Raw genomic sequence first — 26438 nt, forward strand, 5'->3', positions numbered from 1 at the left:
GGCGGTCATAGCGTGGGGGAAACGCCCGGTTCCATTCCGAACCCGGAAGCTAAGGCCCACAGCGCCGATGGTACTGCAGCCGGGAGGTTGTGGGAGAGTAGGTCGCCGCCGGACATTCTTTGAGGGAAGGGCCTCGCACTGTTGGTGCGAGGCCCTTCCCGCATTCCGGGGAGGATTCACCGGGCGGCCCCGTGCGATCTGCACGGGGCTTTCTGCGTTCCCGGGTGCATTCCCCGCGGCGCTCAGAACTCCTCGCCGGCCCGCAGCCGCGCCGTGAGCGCGCGGGTGAGTCGGCGGCGCAGCCGGCCGTGCTCCGTGCTCTGCTCCAGAAGGCGCGCGTGCACGGCGTCGGCATGGGCCGGCTTCTCCGAGTCGGGGAGCGCGAGGAAGTCGCGCAGCAGCGGCTCCAAGCGCCCGGTGAGGGCGAGCACGAGCTCCTGGGCCTCCACGGGCCGTGTGCGCTGCAGGCGAGTCCAGGCCGGGGCGTACTCGGCGGCGTGCTCGACCATCTCCCACGCGAGGGCCCAGCTGTCCGGGCGCAGCCGGTGCCGCTCCGCGCGCAACAGCTGTCGCAGGGCGGCCACGGCCTCCTCGAGCTCGGCAGCGGCCGGGGCGCCGTCGTCGTCGGGGGAGGGGCTCGCGGAGGGACGCAGGAACGGCCACCAGCTCATGCCGGCCTCTCTCGGATTCGTCGGGTGCGCAGAGGTCTCATGCGTGCGATTCTGCCCCGCATCTCGGTTTGGCGGCACCCGGTGTGGCTGGTATAGTCGCACTCTGTTGGATTCAGGTCTGAGACCTCCAACGGGGTGTGGCGCAGCTTGGTAGCGCGCGTCGTTCGGGACGACGAGGCCGCAGGTTCAAATCCTGTCACCCCGACCAGAAAGAGCCCCCGCCGATCCGGCGGGGGCTCTTCTCGTCTGTGGGTGCAGTCGGGTGCGGGGCGTCAGTCCTGGCGGGACTCCAGGAACCGCAGATGCTCGGGGCGCGCCGGGTCCACTTCGCCGGCCACGTCGTCGTGTTCGTCCACCCAGTCCTTCACGTACGGGCACACGGGGACGATCCGGCGGCCCGCGGCCACGGTGTCCTCCAGCGCCTCGCGCACGAGGATCGAGGCCAAGCCCCGGCCCTCGTACTCGTGGTCGACCTTGGTGTGCGGGAAGATCCGCTGGGCCGGGCCGTCGGCGGTGTCGTCGTCGATCGCCACCGTGAAGCCGGCCACCGTGCCCGCGTCATCGACGACGATCTCGTACCCCTCCGCGTTCTTGCGGACCTGCGGGTGCTCCAGGCTCGGGGTCTGCTCGGTCATGGTCGGTCCTCTCGTTCCTCGGTGGACCCCGCCGCCGGGCCGGCGACGGGGAAGGGGTCAGCCGTCCCGGCGCCGCACGGGGTGATGGGACAGGATCGAGATGCGGTTCGTCAGGTTCATCACGATCGCGACCCACTGCACGGCCGCGTACTGGGCGTCCGTGAGCACGGCGGCCGTGGAGGCCTGCACGTAGTTCAGCTGCTCCTGCTCGGGGAGGTCCGTGACCGCCTCGGCGAGCTCGAGCGCGGCGCGCTCCTGCTCCGAGTACACGGCCCCGGCCTCACGCCACGCCGGCAGCAGCCCCAGGCGCTGCACGCTCAGGCCGGCGTCGGCGCCCTGGCGGGTGTGCCGGTCCAGGCAGAACACGCAGCCGTTGAGTTGGGAGACCCGGAGGTTCACGAGCTCCACGAGCTGCCGGTCCAGCCCGGCCTGCTCGGCGGCATCGCGCGCGGCCGAGGCCAGCGGCCCGACCGCGTGCCACGCCTCGGGCACGGCCTTGTCGAGGAAGAACGCGAGGGGGTCCTGACGGGGTGCGGGGGTGTCAGCGGCGGTCATGGTCCTTCACTGTCTCGCAGAACGGGGCGGTGGGCCAGGGACCGGGTGCCCGGCCCGGACGAGCTTCCGGCTCAGATCCGGCCCCGATCGCCTCAGAATCGGCCGGACGAGCCCGCCCCGGAGAACGAGCCGCCCGAGGATCCGTAGCCGGTCCCGGAGGAGCTGGACTGCGCCTGGCGGTGGTCCTGGACGGACCGCTCGCCGGCCTGGTGGCCCGTGGTGAAGGCCACCACCGTCCAGTAGGCATCCGCCGGCAACGCGGAGTCCAGGATCGAGCCGCGCGCGGACCGGGCCGGGCCACGGTGCGAGCGCAGCTCGTCGCGCAGCAGCTCACGCTCGGCCTCGTCCTTGCCGAAGGCCGCCACCTCGGCGTCGGCGAGGGCGGAGACCAGCCCGGTCAGGCGACGCCGCAGCGCGTCCAGCTCGTCCAGCGCCGCGGCCGGGGTCAGGCGCTCCTCCTGCAGGTCCGCGCCCAGCGCCTCGAGCCGGTCCTGCGCCTCGGCGCGGAAGGACTCCAGCGCGGCGACCGCGGACCGGACGGGTCCGGCGGAGCCGACGGAGGAGGCCAGCGTGCCGACGGCGTCCAGGTCGGCCCGCAGCGGGGCGGTCTGCTGGTCCCACGCCGCCGGCCACCCCGGGTGGCGGTTGAGGAAGGTGTTCGCCGCGGCCACGGCGTCGTCGAGGCGGTCGAGCTCACGGGCGCGGTCCCGGACGTCCTCCGCGGCCCGGGCATGCTCCGTGCGATGCAGGCTGCGCTCCGGCAGGGCCTCGAGGCGGTCCAGTTCCGCCGACGCGTCGAGCGCCTGGCGCCGGAAGCCGCGGAAGCGCTCCATCAGCGCGGCCGCGTGGGGCGAGTCCTCAGGCACCGTGGACGCGTTCACCTCGGTGGCGTCCATCTCCAGGGTGACGGAGGTCAGGTGGGTGCGGGCCTCGGCCAGCAGGTCGGCCGTCCGGCGGCGGCGACGCCGTCGGCTCGCGAGCACCGCGGCCGCGGCGCCGCCGCCCGCCACACCGACGATCCCCGCGCCGAACCACAGCTCGGGAGCCTGCCACCAGGGGCGCCCGATCAGCTCTGCGGCGGCGCCCGTCACCTCCACGACCGTGTCCGTCCATCGGGCCGCACGGGCCGCCTCGTGGCCGGCCTCGCGCACCTCCCGCAGCTGGTCCGTGCTGAGCATCCGGTCCTCGCCCACGTACACCCCGATCACCCGGTTGTCCGGGTCGAGCGCCACGATCACGAGGCCGTCGGCCCACTTCTGGCCGTCCGCGCTGAGCCAGTCCGGGTGCTCGGCGCGAGCCCGTTCGAGCACCCGCCCGTTGAACGCCTGGGACGCGCGGTCGTCGTCCAGCGCGGAGAGGTCCGGGCCGCGCTCGGTGACCACGGCGACGCGGGTCGGCTCCCGGAACTCGATCCCCGCCAGGTCACGGCGCAGCTGGGCGGGGTCGATCACGCCCGCGTCATCCACGAGCTCCACCCGGTCCCAGGCCACGGCGTGGGCCTGCGGCGCGGCGGCCACGACGGCGCCCGTCACCCCCGCCGCGACCGGCAGGGCGACGACGGTGGCGGCCGCCGCCGGTCCGGTGAGGGCGGCGGCGGACAGGGCGACCGCGGCGAGCGTGCGGCGGGCGGTGCGGTGCGTCGGACGGGTCACGGGGGCCTCCTGGAGGGGTCGGCGGTCCCGCCCAGCGTAGGCACCGCAGGGCCGGTGTCGCCTCAGCCGGTGGACGCGTCGGCGAGCAGCACGGCGAGCCGGCCGGCGTCGTGCGCAGTGCCGAACCCCGCCGCCCCCGGCTCGAGGGCCCCGGCCCGGTCGAGGCCCGTGTAGGGGACCGCGTCGAAGCCCATCGCCGTGACGAGGGCGATCACCGTGTCGCGCGCGGCGGCGACCGCGGCCGGGTCGGCCGTCGCGTCGGCCGGCTCGGTGCCCACCGCGAGGGCGCGGCGCGGGGCTGTGGCACGCCCGGCATCTCCGAGGTCGTGATGCGAGATCTCCGAGAACGCGCGCACGACGGGAACGCGCAGCCCCGCGGCGGCCCAGCGCGCGGCGATCCGGACGGAGCCGGGCGAGCCGTCGTCGTCGAGCCACGCCGGGACGGGCTCGCCCGGCCACGTGTTGGTCAGGTCCACCACGGCGCGCGTGGCCGGCCCGGCGAGGGCGAGCGGGTCGACGTCGTCGAGCGCCTCGCGCGGCACGGCCACGACGACGAGCTCCGCCTCCGCCGCCAGGTCCTCGGCCGACACGGCGACGGCCTTGGGCGCGTAGATCGTCAGGTGGCGCTGGACCGCCGCGGGGCGCCGCGTGCCCGCGACCATCACCCGCGGGGCGGCCGTGCCCGGGGAGAGGCGGGGGATGCGCGCGATCGCACGTGCCAGCGCGGTGCCCGCCCGCCCCGCACCGAGGATGCCGACGACGCGGGGCAGGGCGTCCGCCGGCGCCGCCTCAGACGAGCTCATTGCGCTGGCGTCCCAGCCCGGTGATCTCCACCTCGACGACGTCGTCGGGACGCAGCCACGGGCGGCGGCCCTCGGCGTCCCGGCGGGCCAGGGCGACCCCTGCGGGCGTGCCGGTCAGGATCAGGTCACCCGGGTTCAGGGTGATCAGCTGCGAGGCGTAGGAGACCAGCTCGGCGGGGGAGAAGACGACGTCGGCGACCCTGTCCTCCTGACGCAGCTCACCGTTGACGTGCGTGAGGACGCGCGCGTCCGCCGGGAACTCTTCCGGGGTGACCAGCCACGGACCCACGGGCGTCGAGGCCTCCCACACCTTGCCCTGCAGCCACTCGGAGGTGCGGCCCTGGAAGCCGCGCATGGAGATGTCGTTGGCCACCGCGTAGCCCGCGATGTGCTCCGGGGCGTCCTCGACGGCGATGCGTCGGCCCGGCTCCCCGACCACGATGCACAGCTCGCCCTCGTAGTCGACCCGGTGGTCCTCCTCGGGGACCTCGATCGGGTCCAGCGCACCCGTGAGGGACTGCGGGAACTTCGCGAACAGCGTCGGATGCTCGGGGCGATCCAGGCCCGTCTCGTCGATGTGGTTCGTGTAGTTCAGGCCCACGCAGAACACCTTGGTGGGGAAGGGCACGAGCGTGTCGTAGACGAGGCCGGAGGTGTCCAGCAGGAGGGACCGGTCGGCCTGCGCCGCGCGGAGGGCACCCTCCACCATCTCCCGCTGCTCCTCCGGCGTGGCGGTGAGGTACTCGCCGACGTCGCGACAGTCCGGCAGGGCGACGGCGCGCACGGCGACCTCGGGGTCCTCGGGGTGCACGGAGGTGATGACCGCGGCGAACGTGGCGCCGGGGTAGGCGGCGTCGGAGTCGGGCTGGCGGAACGTGGCGAGCTTCATGGACCCATCCCATCACAGGGCGGCGGGTCCGGACCCGGGGCGGGCGGACGTGAGACGGTGAGGCCATGAGCACAGCCTCCACGCATCCGCCGCTCGACCTCGACCCGACCCCGGCCACCCCGATCGTCCTCGGGACCATGGCCTGGGGGTCCGTTCCCCCGCCGCCCCCGGACGCCGATCCGGGGGCGGGGCCGGAGGGGCCCGCGGGCGCAGCGCAGGCCGAGGCGGCCGTGGAGCGTGCCCGCCGCGCCCTGCGCGCCGGGATCGAGGCCGGCGTCGACCTGCTGGACACCGCGGACATCTACGGGGCCGGCCGCTCCGAGGAGACCGTCGGCCGGCTGCTGCACGAGCTGCCCTACGAGGAGCGCTCCGCCCTGAAGGTGCAGACCAAGTGCGGGATCGTCCTGCACGAGACGGACCCGGCCGGGCGGCGTCTGACCCGCTACGACTCCTCGCCCGAGCACGTGCGCGCCTCGCTGGAGGGCTCGCTGTCCCGCCTCGGCGAGCAGCGCGTGGACACCCTGATCATCCACCGGCCCGACGTCCTCACGCCCGTGGCCGACACCGTGCGCGCCTTCCTCGACGCGCGGGAGGCGGGCCTGGTCGGCAAGCTGGGCGTCTCCAACCTCGGCGTGGGCCGCGTCCTCGAGTTCCAGCGCGAGCTCGAGAGCCAGGCGGCGGACGGGACCGGGCTGGCGTGCGTCCAGGTCGAGCTCGGCCTGCACCACCGCACCCTCGTGGAGGCGGTCGTGCTCGCCAACCACCCGGACGCCCCCGCGGACGCCGACGCCGGGCGCCTCGGCCCGGTGTGCGCCGCGGAGGGGATCGAGCTGCAGGCCTGGGGTCCGCTGGGGCAGGGTCGGTTCAGCTCCGGCGACGACGGCGCGGCCGGCGTCGTCGGCGAGGTCGCGGCGGAGCTGGGCGTCAGTCGGGAGGCCGTGGTGCTCGCCTGGCTGCTGCGCCTGCCGTGGGGCGTGCGGCCCGTGATCGGCACCCAGGACCCGGAGCGCGTCGCCGCGTGCGCCGAGGCGGCCGCCGCGGGCGAGGCGATGGACTCCGCGCAGTGGCACCGCCTGTGGACCGCGGCACGCGGCGCCGGCCTGCCCTGAGCGACCCACAGACGTGAGGGATGTCACACTGGGGGCATGACCTTCGAGCCCGTCAACCTCTTCACCCCCTGGCTCGCCTACTGGGCGGCCGCCCTCGCGCTCGTCGTCGGCGGCATCCTGCTGGCCGCCGGGATCTGGCGTGAGCGCCGACACCGCCGGCACGCTGACGCGCACGGACGCAACACCGAGGTGGACGTCCTGGACAACACCCGGCTGCAGCGCCGGGTGGGGGCCGTGATGCTGGCGGTCGCGGCCGTGCTGGCCGGCGTGGGTGTGTGGACGCACCTGGCGGGGCTGGACACGCTGCGTCAGAACCTGACGGCCAAGTACGGCTACACCTCGATCGAGCGCATCCGCCAGTCCGGCCCCGGCTTCGTGGCCGATCTGACCCAGGCCGACGGCACCGTGCTGCGCGACGAGATGGTCCTGCTGGAGTCCTCGGGCGAGCCCGTCGTCGGGGAGGACATCTTCGCCCGTCCGGTCGAGACGCGGTGACCTTCCCGCCCCTGCCCGTCGGGCCTGATGCCGCGTCGGCGGCCTCTGTTAGCGTCGCCGCGTGAGCACCTCGACCGTCCGTTCCGCCCCCACGTCCACCTACCGGCTCCAGGTCAGCCCGGATCTGCCGCTGGAGTCCGTGGCCGGGCTCGTGCCCTATCTGCGGCGCCTGGGCGTGGACTGGCTCTACCTCTCGCCGCTGCTCGAGGCCGAGCCCGGCTCCGACCACGGGTACGACGTCGTGGACCCCACGCGGCTGGACGCCGCCCGCGGCGGGGCCGAGGGACTGGACATGGTCGCGCGCGCCGCGCACGAGGCGGGCATGGGCGTGCTCGTGGACATCGTGCCGAACCACGTGGGCGTGGCCACGCCCCAGGCCAATCCGGCGTGGTGGGACGTGCTCACCCACGGTCCCGAGGCGGCGCATGCGGCGTGGTTCGACGTGGACTGGGCGGCCGGCGGCGGGTCCCTGCTCATCCCCGTGCTGGGGGACGGTCCTGACGGGGACGCGGACGCGGAACTGGACCGTCTCGTCGTCGACGCCGAGGGCGGCCGTCTGCGCTACTGGGACAACGTCTACCCCCTCGCCCCCGGATCGCTCGAGGCGGCCGAGGCGGAGACCGGTCTGCGCGCCGCGGAGGTCTTCGCGGCGGCGGACCCGGCGAAGGAGCCGACCGCGGAGCAGACCCGCCTGGCCCGCGCCGTGCACGACCGCCAGCACTACCGGCTGGTCGGCTGGCGCCGCGGCGACGCCGAGCTGAACTACCGCCGCTTTTTCACCGTCACCACGCTTGCGGGTGTCCGGGTGGAGGAGCCCGAGGTCTTCGACGTCGTCCATGCCGAACCTGCCCGCTGGGTCCGCGAAGGGCTCGTGGACGGGCTGCGCGTGGACCACCCGGACGGCCTGGCGGACCCGGCCGGCTACGCGCGGCGCCTGCGCTCCCACGTCCTGCCGGAGGGCTACCTCGTGGTGGAGAAGATCCTCGAGCCCGGTGAGGCGCTGCCCGCGGACTGGCCCGTGGACGGGACCACCGGCTACGACGCGCTCGGCGAGGTCGAACGCGTCTTCATGCATCCCGAGGCCGCGGGCGATGCGGCCGAGGACGCGCGCCGTCGTCGGGAGTGGGACGAGGCCGTGGTGCGGGCCAAGCACGACGTGGCCACCGGCTCCCTCGCGGCCGAGACCGCCCGGCTGGTCCGCGCCGTGCACGCCCTCGGCGCCCACCCGGACGAGGACGTGGCCGCCGCGTTCGCCGCCGTGCTCGCCCGCCTGCCCGTGTACCGCACCTACCTGCCCGTGGGCCTGGCCGTGCTCGAGGGCGCGCTGGAGGACGCGGCCGCGGCGGAGCCGGGCCTCGCCGACGTGCTCGGCGACCTGCGGCCCGAGCTGACCGACCCGGACTCGCCCGTGGCCCGCCGGTTCCAGCAGACCTCCGGCATGGTGATGGCCAAGGGCGTCGAGGACCGGTCCTTCTACCGGTACTCGCGGTGGGCCAATCTGAACGAGGTCGGCGGAGACCCCTCCCACGTCGCCCTGTCCCTGGCCGACTTCCACGCCGCCCAGCAGGCGCGCCAGGCCGCCTGGCCGACGGCCATGACCACCCTGAGCACCCACGACACCAAGCGCGGCGAGGACGTGCGCGCCCGCATCGCCGTGCTCGCCGAGGAGCCCGACCGCTGGGCCGCCGAGCTCGCGGAGCTGAGGCGCCTCCACCCGCTCGGCCACCCCGACGCGGAGCGGCTGCTCTGGGAGTCCATCGTGGGTGTCTGGCCCACGGACGGCACCGCGCCGGAGGAGGAGCGGATCCTCGGCTTCCTGCAGAAGGCCTCCCGCGAGGCGGCCCTGGCCACCACCTGGACGGACCAGGACCCCGAGTTCGAGGCCCGGCTCGCCGCGCTCGCCGCCGCCGTCACCTCCCCCGAGGGGCCTGCGCGGGGCGTGCTGCAGGCCGTCGCGGACCGCATCGCCGAGCCCGGCCTGGTGGTCCAGCTCGGCCACAAGCTCGTCCAGCTCGCCGCCCCCGGCGTCCCCGACGTCTACCAGGGCACGGAGGTGCCCTTCCCCACCCTCGTGGACCCGGACAACCGCCGCCCCGTGGACTTCGCGGCCCGGGCCGACCTGCTGGACCGCCTCGACGCCGGCCACACGCCCGGCCTCGACGACCCCGCCGCCGCCAAGCTGGCCGTCGTGGCCGGCGTGCTGCGCACCCGCCGCGACCGGCCCGAGCTGTTCACCGGCCACCGCCCCCTCGACGTCTCCGGCCCCGCCGCCGAGCACGCGATCGCGTTCGACCGGGGCGGGGCGCTCGCCGTGGCCACCCGCTGGCCCGTCCGCCTGGCGGCCGCGGGCGGCTGGGGCGAGACCGTCGTGACCGTGCCGGCCGGCCGGTGGGAGGACGCCGTCACCGGCCACCCCGTCCACCCTGACGCGCGCGGCGCCGTGCGCCTCGACGAACTGCTCAGCACCCTGCCCGTCGCGCTGCTCGTCCCGGCGCACGCCCCGTCCGACCGCCGAGAGAGGACCGCCCCGTGACCGAGCCCCGTCCGGCCGACGCCCCCGCCCCGGGCCTGCACCCGATCGGCTCCGACCCCCTGGACCCCGCCGCGGCCGAGCGGGCCGCCGTCGACGCCGCGCGCGTCGTCCCCTACGCAGTGTGGGCGCCGCACGCAGAGAGCGTCGACCTCGTCCTCGTCGACACCGAGCCCGGCGCCCTGCACGACGCCGAGGACCGCTGGCCCGTCGCCGCCGTCGTGGCCATGGACCCCGCCGCCGGAGGCTGGTGGACGCCCACGGAGGACCCGCTGGCCACCCTCGGCCTCGACGCCGCCCAGCCGCCGGCCGACCCCGGCTACGGCTACCGCGTGGACGGGGCGGACCCCGTGCCGGACCCCCGCTCCCGCCGCCAGCCCGACACGGTCCACGGGCCCTCCCGCCGCGACGTCGCCGGCCGCGCCTTCGCGTGGCCGGACGAGGGCTGGACCGGGCCGCCCGGGGTGGAGTCCGATCCGGCCGCACCCCAGGGCGGGGGCCTGCGCGGCGCCGTCCTCTACGAGCTGCACGTGGGGACCTTCACGGCCGAGGGGACCCTCGACGCCGCCATCGCCCGCCTGCCGCACCTGACGGACCTCGGGGTCACCCACGTCGAGCTGCTGCCGGTGAACTCCTTCCCCGGGCCGCGGAACTGGGGCTACGACGGGGTGGCGTGGTTCGCCGTCGACGAGTCCTACGGCGGCCCCGCCGCCTACCGCCGCTTCGTGGCCGCCGCCCACGCCGCCGGCCTCGGCGTGGTCCAGGACGTCGTGCACAACCACCTGGGCCCCTCCGGCAACTACCTGCAGGTGTTCGGGCCGTATCTGGGTCAGGGCGGCACCGGCTGGGGCGACGGCCTGAACCTGGACGGCGCCGACTCGGACGAGGTGCGCCGGCTCGTCCTGGACAACGTCCGCTTCTGGCTCGAGGAGATGCGCGTGGACGGGCTGCGCCTGGACGCGGTGCACGCCCTGCGGGACGCCCGCGCCGTGCACCTGCTCGAGGAGATGGCCGCGCTCGCGGACGGGATCGCGGCCCGTGCCGGCCGACCCGTGCCCCTCCTGGCCGAGTCCGACCTCAACGACCCGCGTCTGGTGCTGCCCCGCCACGCCGGCGGGCTCGGCCTCGCCGCGGCCTGGAACGACGACGTCCACCACGCCCTGCACGTGGCCGCGACGGGGGAGACCCACGGCTACTACGCGGACTTCGCCCCGCTGGAGGCGGTGGCCAAGGTCATGGAGCGCACCTACTTCCACGACGGCACCCGCTCCACCTTCCGCGGCCGTGACCACGGGCGCCCCGTGCCGGAGGCTGTCCCCAACCACGCGTGGGTGGCCAGCATCCAGAACCACGACCAGGTGGGCAACCGTGCCGGCGGCGACCGCACCGCTGCCGCCCTGTCCGAGGGTGCGCTCGCGGCCGAGGCCGCCCTGCTGCTGACCGGCCCGCACGTGCCGATGCTCTTCATGGGGGAGGAGTTCGCGGCCTCGACGCCGTGGCCGTTCTTCACCTCGTTCCGCGAGCCCGAGCTCGGGGACGCCGTCCGGCAGGGACGACGCCGCGAGTTCGCCGCCCACGGCTGGGACCCGGCCGACGTCCCCGACCCGCAGGACCCCGCGACGCGGGACGCGGCGGTGCTGGACTGGGCGGAGGCCGCGGGCGGCACGGACGGCCAGGGCCGCGGGGTGCGCGTGCTCGCCGCCTACCGCACCCTGATCGGCCTGCGCCGCACGCTGCCCCAGTTCACCGACCCTCGCCGCGACCGCGTCCGGGCCGAGGTGGACGCGGCCCGGCGCCACGTGCGCCTCACCCGCGCCGGCGAGGACGCCGACGTCGTCCTGCTCGTCGCCCTCGGCGCGGAGCCGCTTCCCGTGCCCGCGGACCTGACGCGGGCGGAGCTGCTCGCCGGCCACGGCGACCACGGCCCGCTCGGCCCCGGCACGGTGCCGGCGGCGGTCCCGGCCCCCGGCTTCCTGCTCCTGCGCCGCTGAGCCGTGTCCGGCGTCAGTCCGCGTCCGCAGGCGGGACGGCGCGCAGCATGGTGGTCGTGGGGTGCAGTGCCACCGCGTCCTCGTCGCGGCGGGCCCGCAGCACCGTGTCCACGTAGGAGTCCACCGCCTCCTGCAGGGGCACGGCCCGGCCGCGGGCCTCGGAGAGGTACCAGCGGTGCTCGAGGAGCTGGTGCATCACCTCGGCGGGCTCGAGCTTGGCTCGCAGCTCAAGGGGCACCGAGCGGACCACGGGGTCGAACACCTCCACCACCCAGCGGTGCGCCGCAGCCTCGATGTCCATGTACGGGTCCCACTCCCGGCGGGCGGCCTCGATGTCCACGAGCAGCCGGCGGGCCTGGTTCTCCTGGACCTCGAGTCCCGTGAGGCGGGTCAGCCGACGGCGGTGGTAGCCCGCGTGGATCTCGACGGGCCGGGCGATCATCATCCCGGGGGCGTCGGCGGCGCGCAGTGAGTACTCGGCCAGCTCGAACCCGAGCTCCTGCAGGCGGCGGACGCGGCGGTCCAGGCGCCACGGCTCGGCGCGGGGGAACAGCAGAGGCTCGGTCAGCTCGTCCCACAGCCGGCGGTAGGAGGCCACGAGCAGGTCCGGCGTGGTGACGGGGTCCACCTCCGGGTCCAGCAGCCCGCTGGCCTGCAGGTCCAGCAGCTCGCCGCCCACGTTCACGGCGGCCACGTCCAGGTCGTGCTCGCGCTGGCCGTTGGACAGCCGCTCCCGCAGCTCGCCGGTCTCGGCGTCCACCAGGTGAGCGGCGAACCCGCCCGCGTCCCGCCGGAACAGGACGTTGGACAGGGAGACGTCACCCCAGATGAACCCCTCGAGGTGCAGTTCCACGAGCAGCGTCGCCAGCGCGTCCATGAGCCGCACGAGGGTGCGGCGCTCGAGGCGCTCCGAGAACACGGCGCGGTACGGCAGGGAGAAGCGCAGGTGCCGGGTCACGAGGGCGGCGGGCAGGGGCGTGCCGTCGTCCTCCGTGCGTCCGGTGACCACGGCCACCGGCACCACCGACGGCGCCGGGCTCCGCTCGAGCCGGCGCAGCAGCCGGTACTCGCGGAACGCGAGTTCTTCGGTGGTCTCCTTCACCGCCACGATGCCCCCGCCCATCCGGGCGAAGCGCACCACGTGACGGGAGATGCCCCGCGGCAGGGCCGCCAGCACCTCACGCGGCCACATGTCGAGGGGGAGCACCCAGGGCAGGGCGAGCAGAGACGTCGCCGGGTCCTCGGTCGCGTCCCCCGACGGGGCGCCCGTGATGGTCAGTCGATCGACGGGGGAGGGGGTCTCGGCGGTGTCCATGGTCACGATCCTTCCAGACAGGGCCGCTATGCTCGCCTGGCGCGGCGCGCCCGCTGCCCGCCGGCTCCGGTGCTCGACCCGGACCGACTGCCCCACGAGGAGGACCCTTGGCCCGGAACATGTCAGGCTCGCACACCTCGGCGACGGACGCTCGTGCGCGTGCCCGCCAGATCCAGGAGGAGCAGCGCAGGAAGGACAGTCGCCGCCGCACCGGCGTCATCTGGGGCTCGGTCCTCGCGGTGGTGCTCGTGATCGGCCTCGTCGTCGCGTTCGTGCTCAACCGCAACGGCGACGACGCCGCCACCGCCGGCCCCATCCCCGCCGTGGCGAACGAGCAGGGCGGCATCGAGTTGGCCTCGGCCACGGCCCTGGCGGAGGGCGCGGGAGAACGCGAGGTCGACCCCTCGAAGATCGAGGTGCCGAAGCAGTCCGCGAGCTCCCAGCCCGAGACCCTGCCGAACACCGAGGCCCGGGCGGACGGCGAGCCGACGCGGATCGTGCTCTACGCGGACTTCAACTGCGTGCACTGCGCGGACTTCGAGTCCACCAACGCGGACCAGATCGAGCAGTGGCTCGAGCAGGGTGAGGCCACGGTCGAGTACCGGATGGTGGACTACCTGAGCGCCCCGAATAACCAGAACTACTCGGCCCGCGCCGCCAACGCCGCGTACTGCGTGGCGGACCAGAAGCCCGAGGCCTACAACGGCTTCGTGGCCGCCCTGTTCGCCGCCTACGACGAGCACCAGGGCAAGGGCCTGGACAACGCGGCGATCACGCAGCTCGCGCAGGAGCACGGCGCGGACATCGCCTCCTGCGTCGAGGACGGCACGTTCCGCTCCGCGGTCGAGCACACCACCCGCCAGGCGCGCGTCGCCGGCGTGGCCGGCACCCCCACCGTGTTCGTGGACGGGAAGAACTGGGCCCTCGACGGCGAGGACAAGACCTTCGCCGACTGGGCGGGCGCCAAGATCGCCGGCTGACCCGGCTGACCCGTCGCCGAGGTCCGCGGGGCGTCCCCACGCAGGGGGCGCCCCGTGCCGTCCGCCCGGGCCTTGTACGCTGGGAGGGTCGGCCGCGGCGCCCCCGGGCGCCGGCCGCCGGCCTCCTTAGCTCAGCTGGCCAGAGCAGCTGCCTTGTAAACAGCAGGTCGCCGGTTCGAATCCGGCAGGGGGCTCCACCCCACCGCGGGCCCGACGGCGCCGCGCACCTCCGCCGGGAGGGCGCGGCGCCGTCGTCGTGTCCGGCGCGGGCCGACGCTGGGGTGCCGCTGTGCGCGCCCCGACCATCCGCCCGGCCCGGCTGGCGGAACCGCGAGAGATGCCTCGACCATCCGCCAGACTTCGGCCCGCGGCCTCGCCGTGACGGAATCGTGACCCTACCGTGAGCTCAGTCACCCTGGCCCGAGCCCCTCGGGCGCCCGCATCCGGTGACCCAGAACTCCGAGGAGATCCCGTGCAGTCCTCCACACCCCGCAGCACCCGCCGCCGCATCGGCGCCCTCGTGGCCGGCGCCGTCCTCGCCGGCGGGACCCTGACCTCGTCCCCCGCGCTCGCGGCCCCCTCCGGCGGCGCCCCCGCCGCACCGGCAGCGAGCCCGACCGCCGCCTCACCCCTGGCGGCGGCGCAGGTCGAGGACCCGAGCGCCGACGGCTACGACTCCTTCATCGTCACCTACAAGGAGACCGCCGCCAACGCCCACGCGAAGGGCCGCGCCAACGCCTGGGGCAAGGCCGCGAAGGAGGCCGGCGTCTCCGTGAAGGAGCTGCGTGAGACCGCGCTCGGCTCCCGCGTGGTCAAGGCGGACCGCAAGCTGGATCAGGCCGAGTCCGCGAAGTTCATGGCCGACCTGAAGGCCTCCGGGGCGGTCGAGGCCGTGGAGCCGGACGCGCTCCTCACCGCCACCGGCCTGAGTCCCGTGGACGCCCTCTACTCGCAGCAGTGGGGCTTCACCGGCAGCCACGGCATGCGGGTCCCCGGGGCGTGGGATCGCACGACGGGCTCCGGTGCGACCGTGGCCGTCATCGACACCGGCATCACCTCCCACCCGGACCTCGACCGCAACGTCGTGCCCGGCTACGACTTCATCTCCGACGGCAGGGCGGCGCGCGACGGCGGTGGCCGCGACTCCAATCCGCGTGACGAGGGCGACTGGTACGCCGCCGGCGAGTGCGGCACCGCCGGTGCCTCCGACTCCTCGTGGCACGGCTCCCACGTGGCGGGCACCGTCGCGGCCGTGGCCGACTCCCAGGGCGTCGTCGGTGTGGCGCCGAACGCGAAGATCCAGCCGATCCGCGTGCTCGGCAGGTGCGGCGGCTCGCTGTCCGACATCGCCGACGCGGTCGTGTGGGCTGCCGGCGGCACGGTGGCGGGCGTGCCGGCCAACCCGAACCCGGCGGACGTCATCAACATGTCCCTCGGTGGCTCCGGCATGTGCGGCACCACCTACCAGAACGCGATCAACGCGGCCGTCTCCCGCGGCGTGCCCGTCGTCGTGGCCGCGGGCAACGAGAACCAGCCCGCCGCCAATGTGCGCCCGGCCAACTGCCAGAACACCGTCGTGGTGGCCGCCTCCACCTCGCAGGGCGCCCGCGCCTCGTTCTCGAACTACGGCTCCGCCGTGGACGTGACCGCTCCGGGGGCGAACATCATCTCGACCGTGAACAACGGCGCCACCACCCCGACGACGGCCGGCCACGCCGCCTACAACGGCACCTCGATGGCCACCCCGCACGTCGCGGGCCTGGCCGCCCTGCTGCTGGCCGCGCAGCCGAGCCTCACCCCGGCCCAGGTCGAGTCCACCCTCACGTCCACGGCCCGGTCCATGCCGGTGACCTGCTACGCAGGCTGCGGCGCCGGTCTGGCGGACGCCACCAGGGCGGTCTCCTCCCTCGGCGGCAGCTCCTGACCGGGGCCCGCCCCGGGCGCCGGGGCCTCGTTGGTCGCCCAGGGCGGTTTCGAGCCCGGCGCCACGCTGACCGACGCCTGACGTGCTCGTCGGCTCTCGACGGCCGCTCCGCCGTGCGCGGGGCGGCCGTCGCCCGGGTGGACAGGCGACGCCGCCTGAGGTATCGTTCTTCGAGTTGTCACCCCCATGGGGCGACGCCCGGATCTTTAGCTCAGTTGGTTAGAGCGTTCGCTTCACACGCGAGAGGTCGCTGGTTCGAGTCCAGTAAGATCCACCGCAGCAGGGCCCTCCTCCGGGAGGGCCCTTTCGCATCCCCGGGCCGCGGTGCCGAAGGCCCCGGCGGGGGAGGTGTCGGCGTGGTTGGATGGACGCGTCGGCGGGGCTCGGCCCACCGCCGTCTCGCGTCCAGCGCCCGCATACGGAAGGAGAGGGTGAGCCGCATGGAGCAGGAGGGCACCCAGGAGCCGGCGCGGTTCGACCCCCGCATCGCGGAGCCCCCGGCCGTCCCCACGCTCATCCCCGTGCTGCGCCCGGCCGGCGCCGAGGACGCCGCCGCTGTCGGCGACCTCGCGATCGACCCGGAGGACCCCGGCCTGCTCGACCTCGACCCGGCGGAGTCGGCCCACCCGGCCGCGGCCGCGGTCGCCGTCGAGCCGACCGAACCGCTGCCGCCCGTGGTCCGCCCCGCCGCCGCCGATCCGGTCCCGGCGCCGGCGCCGGAGCCGGAGGAATCGGCCGAGCCGGAGGAGACGCTGCCGGAGCCGGCCGCGGACGCGCCCCTGACCGAGCCGCCGCTGTCCGAGCAGGTGCCCACCTCCGTCCTGGCCCCCGCGGAGGCCGACGGCGCCCTGCCCGCCCCGGACGTGATCCCCGCGCCGGACATCACCGTCCCGGACCCGGTGGTCCCCGTGGGCCCGCCCGAGAAGCGCGGGCGTCGGCGCGGCCGGCGCTCCCGCGAGGTCTTCGTCGAGAACCTGCCGACGCAGGCGCTCGTGCTGGCCGACCGCCTGCACTCCTCGCCGTACGGGCGCCGCATGCACTCCACGCTGCAGCAGCGCCGCGCGGAGGCGCAGGCCCTTGAGGCCCGCACGACCCTGGACTTCGCGCTCAAGCTGGGCGAGACGATGTTCAGCTTCGGCGCGGCCTCGCTGGACGTGGAGACCTCGATCATCGTGGCCACGCAGGCCTACGGGATCCTCGAGACCGAGGTGGACCTGACCAACCAGTCCATCTCCCTGAACTACGCGCCCGACTCCTCACGCGGCGAGGCCCCGTTCACCCTCCAGCGGGTGGTCCGCTCGTCCTCGGTGAACTTCGAGGGGCTCGTGGCCGTCCACCGGCTCGTCGAGGAGATCGCCGCGGGCGAGGTGGACCGGGCCGAGGCCCAGCGCCGGCTCGTGGAGATCCGGCATCAGCCCAAGCCGTTCCCCGCCGTCTTCGAGGTCCTCTTCTCCGGCGTGTTCGTGGCCTGCTTCGTGCCGTTCATCGGCGGGACCTGGACGGGCGCGGCCCTGGGCATGGTCTCCACCTGGCTGGTCTTCTGGCTCAAGGTCCAGGCGGACAAGGCGCGCTTCCCGGAGATCTTCTCCACGATGTTCGGGGCGATCACGGCCACGGTGATCGCGCTGATGGCCCACGCCCTCGACCTGCCGGTCAACCCGGCGCTGGTGATCGCCGGCGGCATCATGATGCTCCTGCCCACGGCGAGGTTCGTCACCGCGGTGCAGGACGCCATCCACGGCTTCCCGGTGACCGCCGCGGGCCGCTTCCTCTCCGCGCTGCTCGTGTTCGCCGGCGTGATGGCCGGGATCATGATCGCCGTGGGCATCGGGGATCTCGTGGGATTCGAACAGCTGGACCTGGCCGAGGCGGGGACGCTGAGCTATCCGCCGCTGCTGCTGCTGGGCCTCGTGATGGCCGCGGGCATGGCGGACGCGGTGGTGGAGCAGTCGCGGTGGCCCCAGATCCTGGCCTGCGGTCTCGTGTCCGGGGCCGGCTTCGGCGCGTACCTGGCCGCACAGCAGATCGGGGTCAGCGACCGGCTGGTGCCCGCGGTCGCCGCGGCGGCGGTCGGGTTCCTCGGCCGCCTGGTGGCCCAGCGGCTCGCAGCCCCGGCGCTCGTGATCGTCCTGCCGTCCATGCTGTTCCTGCTTCCCGGACTCACCATGTTCCGGTCCGTCTACGGGTTCACCGTGGAGACCGGGGCCACGCTGCTGGGCGTCGAGGGACTGTTCAACGCCGCGGTCATCGTCGTGGCGATCGCGGCCGGCGTCGCCTTCGGCAACACCCTGGCCAAGCCGATCACCGACCGGATGGGCACGCTGCTGCCCACCGAGCTCGTGATGCACCAGCGCGGCTGACCGGCGGCCCGGCTCAGTCGGGCAGGCGCCAGTCCACCGGGGCCGCGCCGGCCGCCTCGAGGAGCCGGTTCACCCGGCTGAACGGCCGGGAGCCGAAGAACCCGCGGTGGGCGCTCAGGGGCGAGGGATGCGGGGACTCCACGACGCCGGCCCCCGCCGCCGTCAGCAGCGGCGCCATGCGCCGCGCGTCGGCTCCCCACAGCAGCCCCACGAGCGGGGTGCCGCGCGCGCAGAGGGCCCGCACCGCGGCCTCCGTGATCTGCTCCCAGCCGAGGCCGCGGTGGCTGCCGGGTGCGCCGGCCCGCACGCTGAGGGCGCGGTTCAGCAGCAGCACGCCCTGGTCCGTCCACGCGGAGAGGTCCCCGTGGGCGGGCGGGGTGATGCCGAGGTCGTCGTGCAGCTCCCGGTGGATGTTGGCCAGGGAGCGGGGCAGCGGCCGCACGTGGCGGTCCACCGCGAAGCTCAGGCCGATCGGATGGCCCGGCGTCGGGTAGGGGTCCTGGCCCAGCACGAGGACGCGGACGTCCGCGAACGGCTGACGGAACGCCCGCAGGATGTGCTCCGGCGCCGGCAGCACCTGCTCTCCGGCCGCCCGGCGGGCCCGCAGGGCCTCGCCGACCTGCTCGAACGCGGCGGCCTGCGGGGCGAGGGCCGCCTCCCAGCCCGGATCCAGGGGCGCGATGAACTCCATGCCCCGAGGGTAGACCGGGTGGGTACAGTGGCCGCCATGTCCCACCCCACGCCCGTCTCGCCCGATCCGGCCCCGGACGAGGGTGCCCGCGCGCGGGCGCGACGGGACGAGCTGACGGACCTGGAGCGTGCGGTCCTGGACCTGGAGGCCGCCACCTGGCGGTACGGCGGGGCCAAGGACCACGCCGTCCGAGAGCGTCTGGGGCTGTCTCCGACCGCCTATTATCAGGTGTTGAACGGATTGCTGGACCGTGAGGCCGCCCTGGCCTACCGACCCCTGCTGGTCACGCGGCTGCTGCGCAAGCGCGGCACCCGCAGCCGGGCCCGGAGGGGACCCGCGGATCCGGCGCCGTCCACGCCCGCTTCCCGCCAGGAGAACTGACCCATGGCCTACCAGCCCGACCGCTTCGACGAGGTCCCCGAGTACACGGACCAGCGCGGCGCGCACCGCGAGTCCTTCGCCGCCGCCGGCGCGACCGCCGCGGGCGGGGGTCGCCGCCTGAGCCCGCTGCTCTGGGTGGCCGGCCTCGTCCTGCTCGCCGGCCTGTTCGTGGGCGTCGTCCTGCCGTGGCTCACCGGCGACCGCTCCGAGCCCGTCGCCGCCGAGAGCTCGACGACGGCCCCGGCGGTCGAGCCGTCGACGTCGACGTCGGCGTCGTCCGAGTCCTCCTCGGCGTCCTCCGCGTCGGTGTCGACTGCATCCGCGACCGAGTCCGCCACCCCGTCCGAGGACACGGCGGAGGCGTCCCGTTCCGCGGCTGCGGCCGCGGCTGAGTCCTCGCGGGTGGCGCAGGAGGCGGCCGCCGCAGAGGCCGCCGAGTCGTCCCGGGCCGCCGAGTCGTCCCGTGCCGCCGCGGAGGCCGCTGAGTCGTCCCGTGCCGCCGCCGAGGCACAGGCGGCGGAGGCCTCGCGTTCCGAGGCCGCCGCGCAGTCCGCAGAGGCGTCCCGGTCGGCGGCGGCCGTCCAGGCGGCGGAGTCCTCGCGCGCCGCCGCGTCCCGTTCGGCCGCCGCGGCGGAGGCCTCGCGCTCGCAGTCCGCGGCCGCGTCGAGCTCCCGTGCGGCCGCGCAGTCTGCGGCCGCGTCGAGCTCTCGTGCGGCCGCGCAGTCTGCGGCCGCGTCGAGCTCCCGTGCGGCCGCGCAGTCTGCGGCCGCGTCGAGCTCTCGTGCAGCCGCGCAGTCCGCGGCCGTGCGCGGCACCCACGTCACCGTGTACAACGCGACCCGCACCCAGGGCCTCGCCGCCTCCTACGCGCAGCGGCTCACGAGCGCCGGCTACACCTCGGTGGACGCGAAGAACTGGAGCGGCTACGGCATCCAGTCCTCCACCGTCCTGTACAACGGCTCGGCCAACCAGGCCGCCGCCGAGGCGGTCGGCAAGGAGCTCGGCTTCCCGGTCCTGCAGACCCCGAACCTGCAGGTGAACGGCGTCGCGGTGGTCGTCACCGGCTGATCCGCCCGTCGTGCGGCCGTTCCGGCCGCGCACCCTTTCCGGCCCCCGGCGGGGCGCCTCCCGAGGCGTGCTGTCGGGGGCCGTCCGCCGTCCGCGGAAGGGCGGGCCCCGCACCGCGGACCCTTTGCACTCTCCCGGTGCGAGTGCTCATAATGGGGTTAGCACTCCGAAGGCGCGACTGCCAGCCGTACCCCGGTCGGTCCGGCGCCGTGGAGGAGGACCTGTCCACCGGTGAGGCCCCCAAGGGCCGTCCGTCGCGGGCATCGGGGCGGGTCAGCCACCAGCAGTAGGAAGCCGACGTCCAGAAAGGACCTGCACATGGCCAAGACCATCGCATTCGACGAAGAGGCCCGCCGCGGCCTGGAGAAGGGCCTGAACGCCCTGGCCGACGCCGTGAAGGTGACCCTCGGCCCCCGCGGCCGCAACGTGGTGCTGGAGAAGAAGTGGGGCGCCCCCACCATCACCAACGACGGCGTCTCCATCGCCAAGGAGATCGAGCTCGAGGACCCGTACGAGAAGATCGGCGCGGAGCTCGTCAAGGAGGTCGCCAAGAAGACCGACGACGTCGCCGGCGACGGCACCACCACCGCCACCGTGCTGGCCCAGGCGCTGGTCCGCGAGGGCCTGCGCAACGTGGCCGCGGGCGCCGACCCGCTGTCCCTGAAGCGCGGCATCGAGAAGGCCGTGGAGGCCGTCACCTCTGAGCTGCTCTCCGCCTCCCGCGAGATCGAGACCAAGGACCAGATCGCGGCCACCGCCTCGATCTCCGCCGCGGACAAGCAGATCGGCTCCCTCATCGCCGAGGCCCTGGACAAGGTCGGCAAGGAGGGCGTCATCACCGTCGAGGAGTCCAACACCTTCGGCCTCGAGCTCGAGCTCACCGAGGGCATGCGCTTCGACAAGGGCTACATCTCCGGCTACTTCGTGACCGACGCGGACCGCCAGGAGGCCGTCCTCGAGGATCCCTACATCCTCATCGTCAACTCGAAGATCTCCTCCGTGAAGGACATGGTGGCGATCCTCGAGAAGGTCATGCAGTCGGGCAAGCCGCTGCTGATCATCGCCGAGGACGTCGAGGGCGAGGCCCTGGCCACCCTCGTGGTCAACAAGATCCGCGGCACCTTCAAGTCCGTGGCCGTGAAGGCCCCGGGCTTCGGCGACCGCCGCAAGGCCATGCTCGCCGACATCGCCATCCTCACCGGCGGCCAGGTCATCTCCTCCGAGGTGGGCCTGTCCCTGGAGAACGCGACCCTCGACCTGCTGGGCACCGCCCGCAAGGTGGTCATCACCAAGGATGAGACCACCATCGTGGAGGGCGCCGGCGACGCCGAGCAGATCGCCGGCCGCGTGGCCCAGATCCGCTCCGAGATCGAGAACACCGACTCGGACTACGACCGCGAGAAGCTGCAGGAGCGCCTCGCCAAGCTGGCCGGCGGCGTGGCCGTCATCAAGGCCGGCGCGGCCACCGAGGTGGAGCTCAAGGAGCGCAAGCACCGCATCGAGGACGCCGTGCGCAACGCCAAGGCCGCGGTGGAGGAGGGCATCGTCGCCGGCGGCGGCGTGGCCCTGATCCAGGCCGGCGCCAAGGCGTTCGGCGGCCTGCAGCTCGAGGGCGACGAGGCCACCGGCGCGAACATCGTCAAGGTCGCCATCGAGGCCCCGCTGAAGCAGATCGCCTTCAACGCGGGCCTGGAGCCCGGCGTCGTGGCCGACAAGGTCAAGACCCTCGACGACGGCCACGGCCTGAACGCCGCCACCGGCGAGTACGAGGACCTGCTGGCCGCCGGCATCAACGACCCGGTGAAGGTGACCCGCTCGGCCCTGCAGAACGCCGCGTCCATCGCGGGCCTGTTCCTGACCACCGAGGCCGTCGTCGCGGACAAGCCCGAGAATGCCGCCGCCGGCGCCGAGGGCATGGACCCGATGGGCGGCATGGGCGGCATGATGTGATCAGCCGCTGAGCCGGCCCGGCCCGGTCGGGCGCCCAGCCTGCGAGGCCCGTCTCCCCGCCGGGGAGGCGGGCCTCGCCGCGTCCCGGGTCAGCACCGGGGCAGTGCGCTCAGGCCGACAGCGCGGCCCGTTCCGCCGCCAGGTTCCGGCGGGCGGCGGCCTCCCAGCGCGTTCGGCCGGGCGCGGTCCGATACAGCCGCTCGGCGTCCAGCAGGGCGTCCAGCACCGCGCCGCGACCGCGGGTCCAGTCCGCGTCGGACACGTGCGCGTAGTCCTGCCGCACCGCGGCCACGTAGCGGGCGTAGGCCTCGGGGGAGCGGCCGAGGACCTCGAGGTCCGCGTCCGAGAGCACCGCCCCGGCCGCGTCGTGCGGGGCGGGGTCGTGGGCGGCGGTGAGCAGCACGAGGCGCGCCACCTCGTCGACGAGGTCGGCCGGCACGGCCAGCCGCGGGTCGGTGAGCACGTTCCGGGCCAGGGCGGCCGAGTCCGCCTCGTCCTGGCCGGCGGGCGCGGCGGGGTCCCCGACGTAGACGGCGTCGTGGAACCACGCGGCCAGGCGGACCGCACGCGGATCCGGCCCGGTCTCCGCCCCCGCCCGCTCGAGCAGGTCCACGGACTCGAGCACCGCGAGCAGGTGGGCCGGGTCGTGGTAGTGCCGATGCGGCTCCGCCCAGCGGGCCAGCAGGTCGCGTCCCGCCGTCGTCACCGCGTCCGGGCTCGCCGCCGTGCCCTCGAACAGCCGCGCCCAGCGCCGGGCGAGGACGACGTCGCGCTTCTCGGCGCGGCTCCGGGCGGGCACGCGCAGCCCCGAGGCGGCGAGGCGGCGCACCAGCTCCCGTCCGGTGACGGGCACCGCCCCGCGGGCCACGAGCTCGGCGCGTCGGTGCGCGGGCACGTCGTAGTGGTCCCGGTCGAAGGCCCGCTCCGAGAGCCCCGCCGCCCGCGCGAACGCGTGGAGCTCCTCGAGGGAGGCGTCGGAGACGAGGTGGGAGAACACGGTGCCGTGGGCGGGCCACGCGGGCGGGTCGATCAGGACGGTCATGCCCCCACTCTAGGAAGCACGGACCGGGGCGCGGCCGGCCGGCCGCACCCCGGACCGTTCCGGGCGCTCAGAACCGGAACATCGCGGCGTTGGCGGTCTCCGCGTCCTGGTACTGGGTGGCGGCGGCGTCCATCGCGCGGCGGATGCCCGCCAGGGACTCCTCCACGCGCTGCTGGGTGGCGCGCCACTCGGTGAGCACACCCTGGAAGTTCGCGGCCGCCTGGCCGCGCCAGGTGTCCTGCAGCTGGCGCAGGTTGGCCTCCATGGTGCTCACCTCCGCCTGGAGGCGGCCGATGGAGCCCTCCACCGCCCCGCTCTTGGCCCGCAGGTCCTCGACGTCGATCTGCACGATGCTCATGTGACTGTCCCCTCTGATGAGTGCTGATGGGCGGCGGGTGCCGCCGGGCACCACGCTAGGGACGCGCGTCGCGCCCGGCCGCCGGGTCGTCCCCGCCTGGGGACGGGACGCTGGCCTCGGGCGCCTGTGCAGGAGCAGAAGCCCGACGGCGGCGCTCGGCCGAGGCACGACGGAACCGCTCCGCCGCCCGCAGCAGGCGGCTGCTCCGGGCGGCGTCCGCGGCGCTGGCGCCGGCTCCTGACGGCGCGGTCAGGGCGAGGGGGCCGCTGGGCGGACCGGCCGCGTCGTCGTCGGTGTCCTGCGCGGACGGGCGCTCGTCCTCGACGTCCTCGTCCGCCTCGTCCTCGAACGGCGCCCACGGCAGGTGGACGGAGAAGGTGGCGCCGCCGCCCTCGGTCTCCAGCAGCCGGACGGAGCCGCCGTGCTGGGCCACGATCGCCGCGACGATGGCCAGGCCGAGCCCCGTGCCGCCCGTCTCGCGGTGCCGGGAGGTGTCCGCGCGGTAGAACCGCTCGAAGATGCGGGCGCGGTCCTCCTCGGACACGCCCGGCCCGTGGTCACGGATCTCGATCACGGAGCTGCGGCCCGCGCCGTCCGCCCCGGCCCGGCCGCCGAGGTGGTCGACCGTGCCGACCGCGATCTCGATGGGGGTGCCGGCGGGGGTGTAGCGCAGGGCGTTGGCCATGAGGTTCACCACCACCTGGCGCATCCGGTTCTCGTCGCCGAGGATGGGCGCCGGGGCCGCCCGGTCGTCGTCGGGGCCCACGAGGGTGACCTTGCGGTCCGGGGCGTTCACGGACGCGTCCATCATGGAGTCCATCGCGAGGATGAGCAGGTCCACCGGGGCGTGCTCGAGGGGGCGCTGCTCGTCGAGGCGGGCCAGGGTGAGCAGGTCCTCCACGAGGCGGGTCATGCGGGTGGCCTCGGACTCGATGCGCTGCATGGCGGCGGCGACGTCCTCCTCCTCGCGCAGCCCGCCGTGCCGGTACAGCTCGGAGAACCCGCGGATGGTGACCAGGGGGGTGCGCAGCTCGTGGGAGGCGTCCTGCACGAATCGGCGCATCTTGTCCTCGGAGATCTCCTTGTCCCGGAACGCGGACTCGATGTGCGCGAGCATGGCATTGAGGGAGCGGGAGAGCCGGCCCACCTCGGTGTCGGGCGCCGCGCTCTCCACGCGCTGGCTCAGGTCGCCGGCGGCGATCTTGGCGGCGGTGCGCTCCACGCGGTTCAGGGTGCGGAACGCGCGCTGGACCGCCAGGTTGGCCACGATCACGGTGCCCGCCGTCGCGAGCAGGCCGATGGTCACGACGATCGAGGTGACGCGCTCGACGGAGGAGGTCACGCTCTGCAGGGGAAGGGCCACGGCCATGGTGCCGTCGCCGCTGCTGAGCCCGTACAGCTGCACGCGCCAGCCGCTCGAGTCCGGCTGTGTGCCGGGCACCTCGAAGGAGGCGGAGCCGCGCTCCAGGGCCTCGGCCGGGGTGATGTCCGGCAGGGCCGGCTCGTCCGCACCCGGCATCACCGGGGTCTGGACGACCCGCGCGCCCTCGTTGTCCCACACGACGCCGTAGAAGCGCAGGATGGGCAGCTGCGGCATGTAGTACTCGCCGGTCTGGGCGACGTTGGCCAGGTACATCGAGACGGTGTCCCGGTTGGCGGCCATGTCCTCGTCCAGCTGGCGCACCGCCTCCTGGCGGAACAGCACCGCGGTCGCCACGGCGGTCACGGCGACCAGGGCCAGCATGAGCGCCGCGATCATCACGACCAGCTTGGTGCGCAGGGACTGCCCCTGCCACGCGCCCCTCAGCCAGGCGCGCGGATGGCGGACGCGGGCCGCCGCGGCGTCGAGCCGCGCACGCACGTCAGCGCTTGTCCGCGGTGCGGAGCATGTAGCCGACGCCGCGCTTGGTGTGGATCATCTTCTCGCGGCCGCCGACGTCGATCTTGCGGCGCAGGTAGGAGATGTAGGACTCGACGATCGAGGCGTCCCCGTTGAAGTCGTACTCCCACACGTGGTCCAGGATCTGGGCCTTCGAGAGCACCCGGTTCGGGTTCATCATGAGGTAGCGCAGCAGCTTGAACTCGGTGGGGGAGAGCTCCACGACCTCGCCGCCGCGGCGGACCTCGTGCGCGTCGTCGTCGAGCTCGAGATCGTCCACGCGCAGCACCGCCGCGTCGTCGTCGTCGAGGGAGGCGGTGCGGCGCAGCACGGCGCGGATGCGGGCGACCACCTCGTCGAGGGAGAACGGCTTGGTCACGTAGTCGTCACCGCCGACCGTCAGGCCGGTGATCTTGTCCTCGGTGCCGTCCCGCGCGGTGAGGAACACGACGGGGAAGTGACGGCCGGCGGAGCGCAGGCGGCGGGTCACGGTGAAGCCGTCCATGTCCGGGAGCATCACGTCCAGCACGGCCAGGTCCGGCTGGAACTCCTCGGCGGCGTCCAGGGCCTCCCGGCCGTTGGCCGCGGCCGTGACCTCGAAGCCGGCGTAGCGCAGGGACGTGGAGAGCAGCTCGCGGATGTTGGGCTCGTCGTCCACCACCAGGAGGCGTGCTTCGGGGTTCTGAGGCTGCATGGAGCCCAGTCAACCGCCCCGACCTGGGAACACCCTGAAAGGGTGCTGGATGTCACGGGGCGTCGTTGGCCCGACGGCTCAGGGGCGCGAGCGCCGGACGGCGCCCAGCACCACGTGCAGCAGCATCAGGCCGAAGCCGACGGGCAGGCCGAACAGCGCGAGCGCGAACAGCGCCGGGGACGCCGGCCACGCCAGGAAGTACGCGACCAGCAGGGCCACCAGGGCCAGAGCGGACACCGCCGTCACGGCCACGCCCAGCACCAGGACGACGCCACGACCGCCCCGGTGATCGGCGGGGTCGGCGGCGGGCGCGGAGGCGGGGGGGGGGGGGGGCCGAGGCATGCCCCCCACTCTAATCGGGGGATTCTGGGGGGGCATTGACGACCCCGTCCTCCGCCCGCCCCTCCCGGCGCCCGGCCCGGCCGGGCCCCCCCCAGCCGCGGCGCCCCCCCCCGCCCGGGCCGGG

General features: G+C 74.8%; 23 protein-coding genes, 3 tRNA genes and 1 rRNA gene. 14 read left to right on the top strand and 13 right to left on the bottom strand.

Translation table 11 applies throughout. The annotated features are described in order from the left end of the window. Positions 1-114: ribosomal RNA gene (gene rrf, locus FLM69_RS07280) — 5S ribosomal RNA — on the top strand; the annotation flags it as partial. 128 nt (positions 115-242) lie between these two features. On the opposite strand, the gene FLM69_RS07285 is transcribed toward rrf, so the two are convergent. After that, entirely contained in the window at positions 243-671 is a 429-nt protein-coding gene (locus FLM69_RS07285; RefSeq protein WP_061867201.1) for a hypothetical protein, read from the bottom strand. Between the two features lie 131 nt (positions 672-802). Between FLM69_RS07285 and FLM69_RS07290 the strand changes: the two genes are divergently transcribed. Continuing rightward, positions 803-879 (top strand) — tRNA-Pro (locus tag FLM69_RS07290). Between the two features lie 64 nt (positions 880-943). Here the strand turns inward: FLM69_RS07290 and FLM69_RS07295 are convergent. The 5 genes from FLM69_RS07295 to FLM69_RS07315 form a co-directional block, all read right to left on the bottom strand. Then, positions 944-1306 carry a GNAT family N-acetyltransferase gene (locus FLM69_RS07295; RefSeq protein ID WP_061867200.1) on the bottom strand — a complete coding sequence of 121 codons (363 nt, stop codon included), beginning with the start codon at positions 1304-1306 and terminating at the stop codon, positions 944-946. Positions 1307-1363: 57 nt separating this feature from the next. Next, positions 1364-1861 (bottom strand): carboxymuconolactone decarboxylase family protein, encoded by a 498-nt coding sequence (locus FLM69_RS07300; RefSeq protein WP_061867199.1) that lies wholly within the window; start codon positions 1859-1861, stop codon positions 1364-1366. A gap of 92 nt (positions 1862-1953) precedes the next feature. Further along, the gene (locus tag FLM69_RS07305) at positions 1954-3513 is read right to left on the bottom strand and encodes a DUF5129 domain-containing protein (protein ID WP_061867198.1); all 1560 of its coding nucleotides are present in this window, start codon (positions 3511-3513) and stop codon (positions 1954-1956) included. 62 nt (positions 3514-3575) lie between these two features. Further along, a complete protein-coding gene (locus tag FLM69_RS07310) occupies positions 3576-4316 on the bottom strand; it encodes an NADPH-dependent F420 reductase (protein ID WP_061873218.1) in 741 nt (246 codons plus the stop codon). Next, complete coding sequence (locus FLM69_RS07315) at positions 4303-5205, bottom strand: fumarylacetoacetate hydrolase family protein (RefSeq protein WP_020625724.1); 903 nt, start codon at positions 5203-5205, stop codon at positions 4303-4305. The genes FLM69_RS07310 and FLM69_RS07315 overlap by 14 nt, the downstream gene beginning before the upstream one ends. Positions 5206-5270: 65 nt before the next feature. Between FLM69_RS07315 and FLM69_RS07320 the strand changes: the two genes are divergently transcribed. From FLM69_RS07320 to treZ, 4 genes are all read left to right on the top strand, one after another. Next, the gene (locus FLM69_RS07320; RefSeq protein WP_061867196.1) at positions 5271-6314 is read left to right on the top strand and encodes an aldo/keto reductase; all 1044 of its coding nucleotides are present in this window, start codon (positions 5271-5273) and stop codon (positions 6312-6314) included. A 36-nt stretch (positions 6315-6350) separates the two neighbouring features. Continuing rightward, positions 6351-6809, top strand: coding sequence for a hypothetical protein (locus FLM69_RS07325; RefSeq protein WP_061867195.1), 459 nt, complete (start codon positions 6351-6353; stop codon positions 6807-6809). 61 nt (positions 6810-6870) lie between these two features. Then, entirely contained in the window at positions 6871-9342 is a 2472-nt protein-coding gene (gene treY / locus FLM69_RS07330) for a malto-oligosyltrehalose synthase (protein WP_141843681.1), read from the top strand. Further along, positions 9339-11330: a malto-oligosyltrehalose trehalohydrolase gene (gene treZ, locus FLM69_RS07335; RefSeq protein WP_061867193.1), complete on the top strand. Its 1992-nt coding sequence runs from the start codon at positions 9339-9341 to the stop codon at positions 11328-11330. The genes treY and treZ overlap by 4 nt, the downstream gene beginning before the upstream one ends. 13 nt (positions 11331-11343) lie before the next feature. On the opposite strand, the gene FLM69_RS07340 is transcribed toward treZ, so the two are convergent. Next, complete coding sequence (locus FLM69_RS07340) at positions 11344-12645, bottom strand: DUF4032 domain-containing protein (RefSeq protein WP_061867192.1); 1302 nt, start codon at positions 12643-12645, stop codon at positions 11344-11346. A 119-nt stretch (positions 12646-12764) separates the two neighbouring features. Between FLM69_RS07340 and FLM69_RS07345 the strand changes: the two genes are divergently transcribed. The 5 genes from FLM69_RS07345 (at position 12765) to FLM69_RS07365 (ending at position 17909) form a co-directional block, all read left to right on the top strand. Continuing rightward, positions 12765-13625, top strand: a complete 861-nt coding sequence (locus FLM69_RS07345; protein ID WP_231862071.1) for a thioredoxin domain-containing protein — start codon at positions 12765-12767, stop codon at positions 13623-13625. 120 nt (positions 13626-13745) lie between these two features. Further along, positions 13746-13822: transfer RNA gene (locus FLM69_RS07350), tRNA-Thr, on the top strand. A gap of 275 nt (positions 13823-14097) precedes the next feature. Continuing rightward, a complete protein-coding gene (locus tag FLM69_RS07355) occupies positions 14098-15549 on the top strand; it encodes a S8 family peptidase (protein WP_231862070.1) in 1452 nt (483 codons plus the stop codon). A gap of 200 nt (positions 15550-15749) precedes the next feature. Beyond that, positions 15750-15823, top strand: a tRNA-Val gene (locus tag FLM69_RS07360). A 166-nt stretch (positions 15824-15989) separates the two neighbouring features. After that, on the top strand, positions 15990-17909 hold the full coding sequence (locus FLM69_RS07365; protein ID WP_036382481.1) for a threonine/serine exporter ThrE family protein: 1920 nt from the start codon (positions 15990-15992) through the stop codon (positions 17907-17909). A gap of 13 nt (positions 17910-17922) precedes the next feature. Here FLM69_RS07365 and FLM69_RS07370 read toward each other — a convergent pair whose 3' ends face one another. Beyond that, positions 17923-18600 (bottom strand): uracil-DNA glycosylase, encoded by a 678-nt coding sequence (locus tag FLM69_RS07370; protein WP_036382484.1) that lies wholly within the window; start codon positions 18598-18600, stop codon positions 17923-17925. Between the two features lie 36 nt (positions 18601-18636). Between FLM69_RS07370 and FLM69_RS07375 the strand changes: the two genes are divergently transcribed. From FLM69_RS07375 to groL, 3 genes are all read left to right on the top strand, one after another. Beyond that, a complete protein-coding gene (locus FLM69_RS07375; RefSeq protein WP_205805498.1) occupies positions 18637-18981 on the top strand; it encodes a DUF3263 domain-containing protein in 345 nt (114 codons plus the stop codon). Positions 18982-18984: 3 nt separating this feature from the next. Then, a complete protein-coding gene (locus tag FLM69_RS07380) occupies positions 18985-20049 on the top strand; it encodes a LytR C-terminal domain-containing protein (protein WP_061867188.1) in 1065 nt (354 codons plus the stop codon). A 318-nt stretch (positions 20050-20367) separates the two neighbouring features. Next, positions 20368-21999, top strand: a complete 1632-nt coding sequence (gene groL, locus FLM69_RS07385) for a chaperonin GroEL (protein WP_141843683.1) — start codon at positions 20368-20370, stop codon at positions 21997-21999. A gap of 109 nt (positions 22000-22108) precedes the next feature. On the opposite strand, the gene FLM69_RS07390 is transcribed toward groL, so the two are convergent. The 5 genes from FLM69_RS07390 to FLM69_RS07410 all read right to left on the bottom strand — a co-directional run bounded on the left by FLM69_RS07390 (position 22109) and on the right by FLM69_RS07410 (position 26314). Further along, a complete protein-coding gene (locus tag FLM69_RS07390; protein WP_061867186.1) occupies positions 22109-23041 on the bottom strand; it encodes a DUF4031 domain-containing protein in 933 nt (310 codons plus the stop codon). Positions 23042-23108: 67 nt separating this feature from the next. Then, complete coding sequence (locus FLM69_RS07395) at positions 23109-23399, bottom strand: WXG100 family type VII secretion target (RefSeq protein ID WP_010079419.1); 291 nt, start codon at positions 23397-23399, stop codon at positions 23109-23111. A gap of 55 nt (positions 23400-23454) precedes the next feature. Next, positions 23455-25260, bottom strand: a complete 1806-nt coding sequence (locus FLM69_RS07400; RefSeq protein WP_061867185.1) for a HAMP domain-containing sensor histidine kinase — start codon at positions 25258-25260, stop codon at positions 23455-23457. 1 nt (position 25261) lies between these two features. Then, positions 25262-25972, bottom strand: a complete 711-nt coding sequence (locus FLM69_RS07405) for a response regulator transcription factor (RefSeq protein ID WP_041103075.1) — start codon at positions 25970-25972, stop codon at positions 25262-25264. 78 nt (positions 25973-26050) lie between these two features. Continuing rightward, complete coding sequence (locus tag FLM69_RS07410) at positions 26051-26314, bottom strand: hypothetical protein (protein WP_141843685.1); 264 nt, start codon at positions 26312-26314, stop codon at positions 26051-26053. Positions 26315-26438 lie beyond the last annotated feature (124 nt).

Origin of the sequence: Micrococcus sp. R8502A1 (assembly GCF_006704135.1) — a bacterium.
Classification (GTDB): Bacteria; Actinomycetota; Actinomycetes; order Actinomycetales; family Micrococcaceae; genus Micrococcus; species Micrococcus luteus.

Bases quoted from the DNA above. Each gene is read 5' to 3' on its own strand.
- FLM69_RS07390 (WP_061867186.1), bottom strand. From the start codon at position 23,041: ATGACCGTCCTGATCGACCCGCCCGCGTGGCCCGCCCACGGCACCGTG.
- FLM69_RS07405 (WP_041103075.1), bottom strand. From the start codon at position 25,972: ATGCAGCCTCAGAACCCCGAAGCACGCCTCCTGGTGGTGGACGACGAG.
- FLM69_RS07370 (WP_036382484.1), bottom strand. From the start codon at position 18,600: ATGGAGTTCATCGCGCCCCTGGATCCGGGCTGGGAGGCGGCCCTCGCC.
- FLM69_RS07340 (WP_061867192.1), bottom strand. From the start codon at position 12,645: ATGGACACCGCCGAGACCCCCTCCCCCGTCGATCGACTGACCATCACG.
- FLM69_RS07345 (WP_231862071.1), top strand. From the start codon at position 12,765: ATGTCAGGCTCGCACACCTCGGCGACGGACGCTCGTGCGCGTGCCCGC.
- FLM69_RS07295 (WP_061867200.1), bottom strand. From the start codon at position 1,306: ATGACCGAGCAGACCCCGAGCCTGGAGCACCCGCAGGTCCGCAAGAAC.
- FLM69_RS07285 (WP_061867201.1), bottom strand. From the start codon at position 671: ATGAGCTGGTGGCCGTTCCTGCGTCCCTCCGCGAGCCCCTCCCCCGAC.
- groL (WP_141843683.1), top strand. From the start codon at position 20,368: ATGGCCAAGACCATCGCATTCGACGAAGAGGCCCGCCGCGGCCTGGAG.
- FLM69_RS07380 (WP_061867188.1), top strand. From the start codon at position 18,985: ATGGCCTACCAGCCCGACCGCTTCGACGAGGTCCCCGAGTACACGGAC.
- FLM69_RS07410 (WP_141843685.1), bottom strand. From the start codon at position 26,314: ATGCCTCGGCCCCCCCCCCCCCCCGCCTCCGCGCCCGCCGCCGACCCC.
- FLM69_RS07395 (WP_010079419.1), bottom strand. From the start codon at position 23,399: ATGAGCATCGTGCAGATCGACGTCGAGGACCTGCGGGCCAAGAGCGGG.
- FLM69_RS07325 (WP_061867195.1), top strand. From the start codon at position 6,351: ATGACCTTCGAGCCCGTCAACCTCTTCACCCCCTGGCTCGCCTACTGG.
- FLM69_RS07310 (WP_061873218.1), bottom strand. From the start codon at position 4,316: ATGAGCTCGTCTGAGGCGGCGCCGGCGGACGCCCTGCCCCGCGTCGTC.
- FLM69_RS07320 (WP_061867196.1), top strand. From the start codon at position 5,271: ATGAGCACAGCCTCCACGCATCCGCCGCTCGACCTCGACCCGACCCCG.
- FLM69_RS07315 (WP_020625724.1), bottom strand. From the start codon at position 5,205: ATGAAGCTCGCCACGTTCCGCCAGCCCGACTCCGACGCCGCCTACCCC.
- FLM69_RS07375 (WP_205805498.1), top strand. From the start codon at position 18,637: ATGTCCCACCCCACGCCCGTCTCGCCCGATCCGGCCCCGGACGAGGGT.
- FLM69_RS07300 (WP_061867199.1), bottom strand. From the start codon at position 1,861: ATGACCGCCGCTGACACCCCCGCACCCCGTCAGGACCCCCTCGCGTTC.
- FLM69_RS07365 (WP_036382481.1), top strand. From the start codon at position 15,990: ATGGAGCAGGAGGGCACCCAGGAGCCGGCGCGGTTCGACCCCCGCATC.